The 12,614-nt window shown below is 61.7% G+C and carries 11 protein-coding genes; 5 read left to right on the top strand and 6 right to left on the bottom strand.

Annotated elements, in window-relative coordinates; genetic code table 11:
- Positions 1-39: 39 nt before the first annotated feature.
- The 4 genes from FHX11_RS24890 to FHX11_RS24875 all read right to left on the bottom strand — a co-directional run bounded on the left by FHX11_RS24890 (position 40) and on the right by FHX11_RS24875 (position 3,481).
- Positions 40-897 (bottom strand): carbohydrate ABC transporter permease, encoded by an 858-nt coding sequence (locus FHX11_RS24890; RefSeq protein WP_184362435.1) that lies wholly within the window; start codon positions 895-897, stop codon positions 40-42.
- Positions 894-1,778, bottom strand: coding sequence for a sugar ABC transporter permease (locus tag FHX11_RS24885; protein ID WP_184362433.1), 885 nt, complete (start codon positions 1,776-1,778; stop codon positions 894-896). Before FHX11_RS24885 ends, FHX11_RS24890 begins: the two co-directional genes overlap by 4 nt.
- A 14-nt stretch (positions 1,779-1,792) precedes the next feature.
- A complete protein-coding gene (locus FHX11_RS24880) occupies positions 1,793-2,953 on the bottom strand; it encodes a Gfo/Idh/MocA family oxidoreductase (RefSeq protein ID WP_184362431.1) in 1,161 nt (386 codons plus the stop codon).
- Positions 2,954-3,148: 195 nt separating this feature from the next.
- The gene (locus FHX11_RS24875; RefSeq protein ID WP_184362429.1) at positions 3,149-3,481 is read right to left on the bottom strand and encodes a hypothetical protein; all 333 of its coding nucleotides are present in this window, start codon (positions 3,479-3,481) and stop codon (positions 3,149-3,151) included.
- Between the two features lie 294 nt (positions 3,482-3,775).
- Between FHX11_RS24875 and FHX11_RS24870 the strand changes: the two genes are divergently transcribed.
- On the top strand, positions 3,776-4,609 hold the full coding sequence (locus FHX11_RS24870) for a glycosyltransferase family 25 protein (RefSeq protein WP_184362428.1): 834 nt from the start codon (positions 3,776-3,778) through the stop codon (positions 4,607-4,609).
- A 60-nt stretch (positions 4,610-4,669) separates the two neighbouring features.
- On the opposite strand, the gene FHX11_RS24865 is transcribed toward FHX11_RS24870, so the two are convergent.
- A complete protein-coding gene (locus tag FHX11_RS24865) occupies positions 4,670-6,658 on the bottom strand; it encodes a nucleoside-diphosphate sugar epimerase/dehydratase (RefSeq protein WP_184362426.1) in 1,989 nt (662 codons plus the stop codon).
- Between the two features lie 280 nt (positions 6,659-6,938).
- Complete coding sequence (locus FHX11_RS24860; protein ID WP_184362423.1) at positions 6,939-8,591, bottom strand: GumC family protein; 1,653 nt, start codon at positions 8,589-8,591, stop codon at positions 6,939-6,941.
- A 196-nt stretch (positions 8,592-8,787) separates the two neighbouring features.
- Between FHX11_RS24860 and FHX11_RS24855 the strand changes: the two genes are divergently transcribed.
- The 4 genes from FHX11_RS24855 to FHX11_RS24840 all read left to right on the top strand — a co-directional run.
- Entirely contained in the window at positions 8,788-9,867 is a 1,080-nt protein-coding gene (locus FHX11_RS24855) for a glycoside hydrolase family 5 protein (protein WP_184362421.1), read from the top strand.
- A 94-nt stretch (positions 9,868-9,961) separates the two neighbouring features.
- Entirely contained in the window at positions 9,962-11,206 is a 1,245-nt protein-coding gene (locus FHX11_RS24850) for a hypothetical protein (RefSeq protein ID WP_184362419.1), read from the top strand.
- Between the two features lie 33 nt (positions 11,207-11,239).
- Positions 11,240-12,265 (top strand): acyltransferase, encoded by a 1,026-nt coding sequence (locus FHX11_RS24845; protein WP_184362416.1) that lies wholly within the window; start codon positions 11,240-11,242, stop codon positions 12,263-12,265.
- A 212-nt stretch (positions 12,266-12,477) separates the two neighbouring features.
- A partial coding sequence (locus FHX11_RS24840) for an ACT domain-containing protein (protein WP_184362413.1) occupies positions 12,478-12,614 on the top strand: 137 nt, incomplete at its 3' end.

Raw genomic sequence — 12,614 nt, 5'->3', positions numbered from 1 at the left:
GTTTAAGCTCCCGTTCTCTGGTGGTTGTTCTTTGACTTATTATTGCTTTACCGCGCCGGCGGTCAGGCCGCTGACGAGATAGCGTTGCAGGAAGAAGATCACGACCAGCGCCGGCGCGATCCCGACGAAGCTTGCGGCCATGAGCTCGTTCCAGACAACCTCCTGCCGGCCGAAATAGGCAAACAGCCCGACCGGCAGCGGCATGTATTCGGTCTTTGAATTGAAGGTCAGCGCATAGATGAACTGCTGCGCATAGGCCTCGATGAAGGAGGAGATCGCCACCACGATGATGCCGGGCATGGCGATCGGCAGGATGACGCGGCGCAGCGTATAGAGCTGGCTGGCGCCGTCGACATAGGCGGCCTCGTCGAGCTCCCGCGGGATGCGTCTCATATAGGTATGCAGCAGCCAGATCCCGGTGGGGATGATGAAGGCGACGCCCGGCACGATCATGGCGAAATAGGTGTTGAGCACGCCAAAGGAGCGCATCAGCCGGAACAGCGGGATCAGCAGCACGGCGCCGGAGAACATCTTGACGGCGAGAAAGGCACCGAGCAGCAGGCCCGATCCCCTGAACTCGAAGCGGGCGAAGGCATAGGCCGCCGGCACCACCAGAATCAGCACGATGATGGTGATGGTGCCTGATATCAGGAAGGAGTTGAAGATGTACCAGCCGAAGCCCGGCACGCTTTCCCACATCGTTCGATAGGCCTCGAACGAGCCGTTTTCGGGAATGAAGCGATAGGGAGAGGAGAAGAGCTGGCTGAGCGGCTTCAGCGAGACCAGAAAGCCCTCGACGAAGGGGGCGAGAACGAAGGTCAGGAACAGCAGGACGCCGGCATAGATGCCGATCAGCTCATACCATTTGTAGCGATTGATCATCATCGGGTGGTTCATCGCTTGGCTCCTGCTGAGAAGCGGCTGGTCAGGCGGAAGTAGGCAAGGCAGAAGAGCGACAGGAAGATGCAGATCAGCACCGCCCGGGCCGCTCCTTCGCCGTATTTGTACGACCCGATCGCCGTGCGATAGGTATCGATGATCATCGTCGTCGTCTCGCCGTCCGGGCCACCGCGCGTCAAGATCCAGATGATGTCGAAGGAATTGAAGGTCGAGATCAGCGACAGCATCGACATGGTGACCATCGAGGGCACCATGAGCGGCAGCGTGATGCGGCGGAGGCGATAGAAGCGGCCGGCGCCGTCGGTCCAGGCCGCCTCATAGAGATCCTGCGGGATCGCCTGCATCGCCGCCAGCATGTAGAGCGTCACCATCGGCACGCCGATCCAGACGTCGGTGATGATCGTCGCCCAGAAGGCGGTGCTGCCATAGGCGAGAAAGGCAACCGGACTGTCGACGAGGCCGAAGCGCTGCAGAAGACCGGAAATCATGCCGAACTGGCCGTTGTACATCCAGCCCCACATGAAGATGCCGATGGCCATCGGCACGATCCAGGGCGGCATGGTCAGCACCCGGAACAACGCGCGGCCGGGGACGGCGGCGTTCAGAAGCATCGCTCCGCAAGTGCCGATGATCATCTTGATCGACACGGAAAAGAACGTCCAGATGAAGGTGCGGACGATCACCGAGGCGAAGGTGTCGTTGAAGATCTTGGCATAATTGTCGAAGCCGACCCAGTTCGTCAGCTTCTTCAGCGACGCGTCGGTGAAGGACAGGATGATGGTATCGACCAGCGGGTAGGCGACGATGACGGTGACGTAGAGGACCGCCGGAAGAAGCAGGAGCCAGGCGAAGATGACCGTGCTGCGTTGAACACCCATCTCGCGCCTCCCTCTTATACGGCCCGCGAATGCAGCGCTTCGTCGAACCTGTCCCAGACGGGTCGCAGGTCCACCACCTGCTTCTTGATCCGCGCCTCGTCCATGGACAGAGCCAGGATGCCCGCCTCGAGCGCGTTCAGCGTCGAGACCGGCAGATGCTGGCCCGATTTGACGTGAGCGATGATATCGGCCGCCATCTGCTCGTCGGCGCCGTAATGCTGGGAGAGCACCGTCCGCGTCGCATAGGTATTCTCGACCACCTTGTTGCCGGTCAGCATTTCATGGACATTCAGATAGCCGCGGATGAAATCGCCCTCGGCCATGCCGCGCGAGCCCATGATCGCGAAACGGCGGAACTGGTCCGGCACATTGAGGTTGGTGTGGAAATTCATGCCGACACCATTGGCGTATTCGACGATCGCCACCTGATAATCGATGATGTCGCCGTCGCTGTCGAAGACCTTGTCCGATCCCATCCAGCCGCTCGGCTTGCGATGGAAGAGTTCGAGGTCGTTGATCCCTTCCTTTGCCGGATCGTTGTCCGGAATGAAGCTCTTGCGGCCGCCGAAGCTGGCGACCCGCTCCGGTCGCGCGCCGACCACGCCATTATAAAGGTCGAGATCGTGGCAGCATTTCTCCAGCATGAAGCTGCCGGAATAATGCTCGTAACGGCGCCAGTCGCGCATGAAGAAGGCGCCGTGGTAAGGCTCGATATGCTCGGCCGCCTCGATGGAGACAATATTGCCCAGCTTGCCGGCGGCCTGCGCGGCCAGAAGATCGCGATACATCGGCGAATAGCGCAACACGAGGCCGACGGTCAGCTGCTCGTGACCGTACTTGGCCATCAGACGCGCCAGCTCGATGCTGTCCTCGATACTGGTCACGACGGGCTTTTCGCAGAAGATCTTCAGGCCCGCTTCGAGCCCCAGGCGGATATGGTCGAGATGCAGATGGTTCGGCGAGCCGATCATCAGCAGATCGAGCGTCTCGTTGGCGATCAGTTCCTGGGGCGTGGCATAGGCCTTGCCGGCGGAAACGCCGTTTTCGATCAGACCGGGCAGACCCGCCGGCTCCGGATCGACATAGCCCACGATCTCGAAGCTTGGATCGACCGCCTTGAATACATAGCCCAGATACCCCAGACGGAATCCGAGCCCAATAATTCCCACTCGCATACTCGTATCGTTCCCGCTACGTAATTTATTTTCGTCAGCTTGAGACAAATTTTCGCATTCGTCAACGAGCTTCGGTAAAATAGCCGAAAAGATGAAATTTATTTTCAGACCAAGCTAAAGCAACGTGGAGACGCGAAAAAGGCGGACTGCATGGAAACTGGCATTTCTGCCGTTTATTTCGGCAGCGTGGCGGGATTATCTGCCGGGACCGTTATATTGCCAATATTGATAGTTAGGCTTGCTCGTGCTCTCGGAGATGACGCCGTCCTGTTCGCAAACGTAACCGAGGCGCGGCAGACCGCGCCAGAAGATGCCGTCGCGAAAGCCGCGAAGATGGATGGTGGTCGTGCGGCACTGGAATTTCTCGTCCTCGGCCATTTTCGGCGCGGTTACCCCGGGCAGGTTCTTGTAGGGGTAGACCGGACGGACATAGGGTTTGGGAAGCAGCGGATTGTCGGCAAAGCTCGTCGCCGGCACGGCGCTTGCAAGCAGCAAAGCAGCGATGACGATTTTCGATCTGATCCACATGGCGCCTTACGATCCTTCCGCATGCACGAACCCGACAAACAGCCGTCGGGCTCGTCACAGATATAATGTCGCTCTCGCACCGGGCCAACAGGCTGCCGGCCAGAATCGACACCGGAAACGAAGACGTGAACATGAAGGCCGATCACGGCAAGTTACGATGGCGGGAACGCTTTTACCGAAAGATGAGCCGGGCACCCGGAATCCGGGTTTGCGAAAAATAAGCTCACCGTTATATAGTAAAGGTACTAGCGCTATAGTATGCAGTCGTCATAATTTCTACTTGTGGGAGTACAGGTGATTCTCGAGCGAGCCAATCGAATCATCGAACATACGCAAGAAAGCGGCGACGACTGTCTGGCCCGGCAGGTCCAGATTTACGTCATCAACCTCGATCGTTCACACGAGCGCTGGGAACGGCTGTGCCGCCAGGCCGTGCTTTACGGCCTGAACGTCGTCCGCGTTTCCGCTATCGACGGCAGCAAGATTCCCGAGAGCGAGCGGATCGATTTCCATCCGCAGCAATTCGTCTATCATAACGGGCGCCAACTTCTGGCCGGCGAATATGGCTGTTATCGCAGCCATCTGCTGGCGCTTCAGCAATTCATCGCCAGCGGCGACAAGATGGCGCTGGTCATGGAAGACGATGTCGAGCTCAACGAGAGGCTGGTTCCCCGCGCGCTGGCGGCCATGGACAGCGTCTGCGGCGCACGCCTGGTCAAGCTCGTCAATCACCGCCTGGTCGGCTTCAAGCCGATCGCCGAAACCCGTGAAAACGACGTCGTCGGCCGCTGCATGCATGGTCCGCAGGGGTCGGCCGCCTGTTATATCGTCAATCGCGCCGCGGCAAAGAAGCTGGTGGTCACGCTGAAGCAGTTGCTGCTGCCCTATGACGTCGCCCTGGAGCGCGGCTGGTCAACCGGGGTCGAAACCTTCTCCACGCTGGAAAATCTCGCGGACTTCAGCCCGCACCGCGCCGATACGACAATCGGCAAGCGCATCCATTACCGCGCGGTGAAGCGGCATTTCCTGCTGCGGGCGACGGCGCATTGGTTCCGCGCCTGCGATCAGCTTCGTCGGTGGTATTATACCATGAAGGCCAAACCTCAGCCGAAGCCGGACAAACGCTGAGACGATCTCGTCCGGCACAATTCCGCACGCAAACCCGCCGCGAATTTTCCTTGAATTGCCTCAGGGAGACAGCCGCACCGCATTGTCGAATCCCGGCTCGTCGAGCGGGAAATCCACCTCACGCTCGCGGAAGACGAGATCGACCACCTCCCCGCTCGGCGCGTAGCCGGAGACGAGTTTCTGCAGCAGTTCCCGCGCCAGCGGTATGTCGTTTTCGTCGAGGGCGCTCTCGAGCGCCGCGAGCCTCTTCGACAGCTCCGCCCAGGGGAGGAAATCCTCCTTGGCCCGCATGATGCGCGGATGCGTGGTCGCCTGCGGATTGTCGCCGATCAACAGCTCTTCGTAGAGCTTCTCGCCTGGCCTAAGGCCGGTGATCTCCAGCTCGATATCGCCATCGGGCTCGTTCTCATCCCTGACGGTCAGGCCGGACAACTCGACCATGCGGCGCGCGAGATCGGCGATGCGGACCGGCTCGCCCATGTCGAGCAGGAAAACGTCGCCACCGCCGGACATGGCGCCAGCCTGGATGACGAGCTGCGACGCCTCGGGGATCGTCATGAAATAGCGGGTGATGTCGGGATGTGTCAGCGTGATCGGCCCGCCATCGCGAATCTGCTGGCGGAAGAGCGGCACGACGGAGCCGGAGGAGCCGAGCACGTTGCCGAAACGGACCATGGCGAAATTCGTGCTCTCGACGCCAGCCTTGCGGTCGGCGTCCATCGCCTGCAGCACCATCTCCGCCAGCCGCTTGCTGGCCCCCATGATATTGGTCGGGCGCACGGCCTTGTCGGTGCTGATGAGGACGAAATCCTCGACGCCGCAATCGCGCGCCACCTCGGCCGTCGTCTGCGTTCCCAGCACATTGTTGCGGATGCCCTCGACGGGATTGTATTCGACGAGCGGCACATGCTTGTAGGCGGCGGCGTGATAGACGGTCTTCGGCCGCCAGGCTTCCATGATCTGCCGAAGCCGATGGCCGTCACGGATGGAGGCCAGGAAGGGGATGATGCGGATATCGCTGTTTTCCGCCGTCGCCAGCGTTTTTTCCAGTTCGCCATGGATGGCATAGAGCCCGAACTCGTTCTGCTCCACCAGCAGCAGGCAGGAGGGGCCGTTCTTCAGGATCTGGCGGCAAAGCTCGCTGCCGATCGAGCCGCCGGCACCGGTCACCATGACGACCTTGCCACGGATGTTCTTGTCGATCAGCGCGCGATCGGGCGCGATGACGTTGCGGCCGAGCAGATCCTCGATATCCAGCTCGCGCAGATCGGACACGGCAACGCGTCCCTGGGCGAGAGCCGTCAGGTCGGGCATGGTGCGCACGGTAACGCGGGCCTTGCGAATGTCTTCGAGGATCTCGTTGCGGCGCTGACGCGAGGCGTTCGGCAACGCAAGCAGCACTTCGTGAATATCGCCCGAGGCCGACAGCGCCGGCAGGTCGGTCGGATCATAGATCGGCAGGCCGCCCATGATGCTGCCGTGCAGGTTGCGGTCATCGTCCAGATAGCCGACGACGTTCAGCTCGGAGCTGTTGGCGAGCGCGCCGGCGAGCTGGCGGCCGGAAGCGCCGGCGCCGTAGATCAGCACCTTGGCAAGCTGGTTGCGGTTCAAAAGCCGCTGATAGGCATTGCCGAGCCAATAGCGCGTCCACATGCGCGACAGGCCGATGGCGATCAGGAGCAGCAGCGGCTGTAGAATGCCGACCGTGCGCGGGACGCCCGGCACGCTGATGGCCGTGAAGATCGTCATGAAGGCGAGCGCGTAGATCGCCACCGCCTTGACCACCGTCATGAAGGCCGACATGCCGGCATAGCGGAAAATAGCGCGGTAAAGGCCGAGGACGATGAAGATCGGGATGGCGACGAGCAGGGAGACGATGGCGGGCAGCCATTCGACGCCCTCGAGAATCACCCAGTCATCCAGGCGCAGGCAATAGGCGAACCAGACGGTCAGCACGCAAAGGCTGGCATCGACAAGCAGCGCCAGCGCGCGCTTGGTCGAGCGCGGCAGCGCCAGGAACGGCAGGACGAGCTTATCCGCGGGCACCATCGGTCATTTTCCCCCGGCGCCGGTCAACGGAACGGCACACCGCTTCTCTCGCATAAATTGCACCACCATGTATTGCTCGACTCAGTATGATCGTCTTCAGGCTTCTATTAGCAAAAAGCAATCATTCTCTGGGCCCATTCACTTCTAGAGCAATTCCAGGAAAAGCGCACAACGGCTTTCCGTCCGGAATTGCGTCAAAGCAGAGAGATAGAACAGCCGGCGCGCAATTGCATCCTTGATCTTGAAACAGAGACTTGCTGCAAAAAGATGGCAATGGACGTCACTTCCCGAGATAGGTGCGGACCAGCGGATGCCGGAACAGGCCGGCAAAGACGGCAAAGGCCATGCCGAGCCCCATGCCGAAGACCGCGCCGGCAATCAGACCGGCGACCATCATCACCTTGCGGCTCGGCCCATCCGCGGTCAGCGGCGGCTCGGCTTCGGAAATGACGCGGATATTGCTCTGCGACAGGTCGCGGGCGTCGCTCGTCTGGCCGGAGCGCTTCAGCAGCGCCTCGTATTGTTCGCGCGCGGCGGCGGCTTTTCGCTGCAACTCGTTGAGCCCGACCAGCTTGCCCGAGGTATTGACCTGCGAGGCCTTCTGCACCGAAAGCTCCTTGGCGACATCCTGCTCGGCCTTCCGCGCCTGTTCGTAATCGGCGCGGGCCGAGGTCGTCTGCCGCTGCAGCTCGCTGCGGATTTCGGCCGCGAGACTGTCCAACGAGGATTTTGCGGCCAGCAGGCGCGGATGGCGAGCGCCGAGCTGGCTTTGCAGGCTGCCGACATTGGCCGCGAGCACCGCATATTGCTGGCGCAGGTTGCCGAGCGATGTGGATGCGGCGGTCGCCCCGGCCGAAGGTCCGGTCGCGACGACGTCCTCGAAGCTCAGCCTGTCGGCGGCGTCGGCGCGCGCCTTGGCCTCGATCGTCTTCTGCTGGGCAGCCACCAGCATCTCATTCAGCGCGGTCAGGCGCTTGTCGGAAATCAGGTTGCCTTCGACCGCGACCATGTCGTTGTCGGCGCGATAGGATTCCACCGCCTTTTCGGCGGCGAGCACCTGCTGGCGCAGCTCGTCCAGCCTGCCGTCGAGCGCGGTATTGCTGGTCTGGTAGCTGTTCGCCGCCGCCTTGTTTTCTTCCTCAAGGAAGGATGCAACGAGCTGGTTGGCGATCAGCGCCGACTTCTGCGGGTCGCGCGTCGTCACCTTCAGCGATACGACATAGGTGCTGGCCTCGCGGGCGATCTGCACGGCCTTCGCCAGAACTGCGGCGGCCATGTGTTTCGCCGCCTCGCCGCTGGCGCCGCCGTCGAATTGCGGGTCCTGATCGAGCTTCAGCGCATCGACCACCCGGCCGAGCACCTTGCCGGAGGACAGGATCTGCGTCTGGCTGTCGATCATGGTCAGGATCAGTTCCGGCGCGACCGGCGCGGACTGGGACGCATCGCCGCCGCCGACCTGGCGCGGATCGAAATAAAGGCTGGTTTCGGCCGTGAACTTCTGCGGCAATAAGGGGATGATCGCCGCGCCCAGCACGGCGCCGGCAGCTGCAAGGGTCAGGACCAGCCGTTTCTTCGCCCAGATGGAGCGGACGGCGGAACGCAGGTCCAGAAGCGGCGCGTCGGCGTCAGCGGCAAGCACGGGCGACGCCGGCGGCGAGGCGGCGGCCGGTGCGGTGGTGGCCACGGTCGGTATGGCTGCCGGCTGCGATGCGGCTTGCGGTTCAGGCGCGATCATACGCGGCTGTTCGGGCGGTATCGGCTTTGCGGTCTCGGCTGCCTGCTCGACGGCAACGGGCCGGGGCTCACGGACGAAATCCCTCGGACGCACCACCGGACCGCGCAGGCGCAGGCCTTCGCCCTGCCCTTCGGCAGGCTCGTTGCTGCGCCAACTCGGAAAGTGGCTCGATCGTTTGCTTCGTTCCAATGAGCTCATACCAGACTTTCAGGAACCCGCTCGCACGGTCCGCGCAGCAGATGCCCGGAGTTTAGAAATGTTTGGCTAACGGAACATTAAGGACATTCCCATGAAGTCCCCCGGCAAACGCCGGCAAAGCCGGGTTCTTCACCAATATTCAACCGGGCGGCCTTCATGAAGCGGGCCTAGCGCGACGGGAAAGCGGGAGCTTGCAATGGCCGGATCGATGACGAGACTGTTGCGCCGGTCGCTCGCCGCGACCCTGTTGCTCGCCGTCGTCGCACGGGCCGATGCCGGCCTTGCCGCGCCGCAGCTCTGCTATCGCGGCATCAATCTCTCCGGCGCCGAATATGGCGACCGCGACGGCGTTCCCGGCACCAATTTCACCTATCCGTCCGAAGCTACGGTGCGCTATTTCGCCGGCAAGGGCATGACCATCGTCCGCCTGCCGTTCAAATGGGAGCGGCTGCAACCTGTGCTGGGCCAGCCGCTCGACGGGGCCGAGTTACAGCGGCTCAAGGATGCCGTCGATCTTATCCAGAAGCATGGCATGGCCGTCCTCCTCGACCCTCATAATTTCGGCTATTACGACAAGGGGCAACTGACGCAGGCGCCCGCAACCGACCTCGCCTTCGGCGACTTCTGGGCGCGGCTTGCCGCCGAATTCGCCAATCGCAAGGGCGTGATCTTTGGCCTGATGAACGAGCCGCACGACATCAAGGCACCCGACTGGCTGGAAGCGGCCAATACCGCCATTCGCAGCATCCGCACCGTCGGCGCCCGCAATCTCATCCTCGTGCCGGGCACGAACTGGACAGGCGCCGCCAGCTGGGGAACCGACAGGCTCGGCGGCGGCGCGAACGCGACCGTCATGCTCGGCGTCAAGGACCCGCTCGATTTCTACGCCTATGAATTCCATCAATATCTCGATGCCGACAGCTCCGGCACGCATCCGGTCTGCGATGGCAGCGATGCGGCCAGGCAAGGGCTCATCGACGTGACGACCTGGCTGCGCGAGAATGGCAAACGCGGCTTTCTCGGCGAATTCGGCACGCCCGCGAGCCAGCCCTGCCTCGACGGGCTGAAGGGCGTCTTCGATGTGATGGCGGGCAACGGCGATGTCTGGCTCGGCTGGACCTATTGGGCCGCCGGCGAATGGTGGCCGGCCGAGGAGCCACTCAACGTGCAGCCGCGCAGCGGCAAGGACCGACCGCAGATGAAGGTCATTACGGCCGCCGCCGGCAGAAAGGCGCCACTCGCGCCGGCCTGCGCCAGTGTCAAGCCGGGCGGCTGACGGTCCGAAAGGCCCGAACGGATAGCGCTTTGTCGCGAATCACGGCGCTGCTATGGTTGCGCCGGCCGACGGATGCGGCAGCCCTGGACATTTCATGAATAGCCCCACCGACACACAGCGCATCGATTACCCGATCCTGGCGATCACGCTGTTTTCGCTGCTCTACAACGGCATCCTCGCCTACATAAACCATAACGTCATGCCGCTGTCCGTCTCGCATGTCGTGCTCTGCGAGGGCCTGATGATGCTCTCCAGCGTCGCCTATCTGCTGAAAAAGGGCATCTACGAGGAGGATCTGCCGATCTTTCTCTTCCTGATCTTCACGCTGATCGTCACCATCTACATCACGATCTTCAACCGGGTGCCCTTCATCGACCAGTTCCGCAACGTGCTGATCATCGTCGCCTTTGCCGGCATCGGCAGCTGGGCGAGCGAGCGGACGGTAAAGCTCGCCTTCCGGATCGGCTGCTTCTGCGTGCTGCTCTTCCTGATCTGCGAGATCGTCAGCACGCCCTTCTATGTCAGCCTGTTCCATCCCGGCGAATATTTCGAGAATACGCGCGGCATCAAGCAGGCGAGCTTCAACAATACCGGCCTCTTCGCCAACGCGCTCGGCTTCGAGGGCCGTTTTTCCTTCGGCCTGATCGACCATCGTTCCTCATCGCTCTTCCTGGAACAGGTGTCGCTCGCCAATTTCTGCGGTGTCATCGTCATCTACCTGCTCTCGTTCTGGCCGAGGCTCACGGGCAAGGAGAAGGTGCTCTTCGTCTCGACCGTGGTGCTGATCCTGCTCACCAACGACACGCGCACCATGCTGATCTTTTCCTTTGTCAGCATCGTCGGCTATTTCGTCTTCCCGAAGATCCCGAAAGCCTTCGACCTCCTGCTGATGCCGCTGATCATCCTCACCGGCTTCTTCGTGCATTTCATGAAGCCGGACGAAATGGGCGACAACTTCACCGGCCGCATCGGCGTCACCGTCAAGAAGATGCTGGAACTCGATATCCAGTCGATGCTCGGCCTGTCGATCGCGCGCATCGGCGAATTCGCCGACAGCGGCTATGTCTATCTGATCTACGGCTCGACCATTTTCGGCCTGATCGTCTTCTGGCTGTTCGTCTGCCTCTATCCGGCAGGCGCGACCCCGGCGCAGAGACGTTGCGCCCATTCACTCTCTCTTTTCATTTTTCTGAATATGATGATCGGCGGCACGGCGATCTTTTCCATCAAGATTGCCGGGCTGCTCTGGCTTCTGGTCGGTTACATGCGCGTTTCGGACAGGCCGCGCGCCGCCCAGCCACAGCCGGCAAAGCTAGATGGCAGCAGAGTGCCGGGCTGACTCCTCGCGTCGGCCGGCCGCGTGAGGGTCGGGATGCTTGTTCAGTTGCAGTATCTGCGCGCGATCGCTGCGCTCATGGTCGTCTATTTCCATTCGGTGCTGCAGGTGCCGAAGCCCGATGGCGGCATCGATACGCAGCTTCATCTGTTCGGCGAGACCGGCGTCGACATTTTCTTCGTGCTCAGCGGCTTCGTCATGTGGTTGACGACGGCGGGTCGGGAGATCCGGCCGCTCGACTTCTATCGCCGCCGCATCCAACGCATCGTGCCGCTCTACTGGCTGGCGACATTGTTTTCCGCCACGGTCGCCCTCATCGCACCCTCCATCCTGAAATCGACGGTCTTCGATGGTCCGCATCTTGTCGCCTCGCTGCTGTTCCTGCCCTGGCACAATCCCGCCAGTCCCGATCTCATCACCCCCGTCGTCGTGCCCGGCTGGACACTGAACTATGAAATGTTCTTCTATTTCGTCTTCGGTCTGCTGCTTTTGGTGCGCGAGGCATGGCGGCTTCCCGCCCTTTTCGGTGCGATGACGGCAATCATCCTCCTTTGCCAGCTGTTCCCGGTGCCGACGGCGGCCACCGCCTTCTACGGCAATCCGATCATCTACGAGTTCCTGGCCGGCGTCGTCCTTGCCAAGCTCTATCGCGACAAGGTGCTTCTACCGCAGGCGGTCGCATGGCCGGCTCTGCTGGTCGGCTTTGCCTTCCTGCTGATCAACGAGGCGCTCTGCGACGCCAGCATGCGGTCCTATATGTGGGGTATCCCCGCCATCGTCATCGTCTACTCGGCCGTCTCGATCGATTTCTCCCGGCTGCCTGTCCTCGGCTGGCTGAACTATCTCGGCGACGCCTCCTACAGCATCTACATCACCCATGCCTTCACGCTGGCCTTCCTGCGCGTGGTCTGCGGCGTGCTGAAGATCGACATCCCGCAGCACGCGCCGATCTTCATCGGCTGCTGCCTTGTCGCATCCGCGATCGGTGGGGCGATCGTCCATGAGCTGACCACGCCCAGCCGCTGGGCACGGTGGAAAAGGAAACAGGCGGCGATCGCCTGAGCAATTTTCGCCGATTTGCCGATGCTTTCCCCGGCGGACGACGGGGATACGCGTCTGGAAGACGCAACGGGAACGGAATTTTCCGCCGCCTGTCCTAATCTCAGCATCCAGATCGGAGCGAGAATGCGCATCCGAAGCGGGGAGCTTCCCCGCGCCTTTCGATTGCTATAAGCGGGTGGCGACATCACGGGCCGCCGTAAGAGGGAAGAGACATGAAGAGCTATGTTTTGAGGGTATCGTGCCAATCGACGCGCGGGATTGTGGCTGCGATCGCCAATTATCTGGCCGATCAGGGCTGCAACATCGTCGATTCCAGCCAGTTCGACGATCTCGACACCGGCAAGTTCTT

It is taken from the genome of Rhizobium sp. BK602, assembly GCF_014195095.1.
Classification (GTDB): domain Bacteria; phylum Pseudomonadota; class Alphaproteobacteria; order Rhizobiales; family Rhizobiaceae; genus Rhizobium.
Note: the sequence above shows the minus strand (reverse complement) of the source record. Positions and strands in the feature narration are given on the sequence as shown.

Coding starts and splice junctions, on each gene's coding strand:
- FHX11_RS24875 (WP_184362429.1), bottom strand. CDS start 3,481: ATGTGGATCAGATCGAAAATCGTCATCGCTGCTTTGCTGCTTGCAAGC.
- FHX11_RS24885 (WP_184362433.1), bottom strand. CDS start 1,778: ATGGGTGTTCAACGCAGCACGGTCATCTTCGCCTGGCTCCTGCTTCTT.
- FHX11_RS24890 (WP_184362435.1), bottom strand. CDS start 897: ATGAACCACCCGATGATGATCAATCGCTACAAATGGTATGAGCTGATC.
- FHX11_RS24865 (WP_184362426.1), bottom strand. CDS start 6,658: ATGGTGCCCGCGGATAAGCTCGTCCTGCCGTTCCTGGCGCTGCCGCGC.
- FHX11_RS24845 (WP_184362416.1), top strand. CDS start 11,240: ATGCTTGTTCAGTTGCAGTATCTGCGCGCGATCGCTGCGCTCATGGTC.
- FHX11_RS24855 (WP_184362421.1), top strand. CDS start 8,788: ATGGCCGGATCGATGACGAGACTGTTGCGCCGGTCGCTCGCCGCGACC.
- FHX11_RS24880 (WP_184362431.1), bottom strand. CDS start 2,953: ATGCGAGTGGGAATTATTGGGCTCGGATTCCGTCTGGGGTATCTGGGC.
- FHX11_RS24850 (WP_184362419.1), top strand. CDS start 9,962: ATGAATAGCCCCACCGACACACAGCGCATCGATTACCCGATCCTGGCG.
- FHX11_RS24860 (WP_184362423.1), bottom strand. CDS start 8,591: ATGAGCTCATTGGAACGAAGCAAACGATCGAGCCACTTTCCGAGTTGG.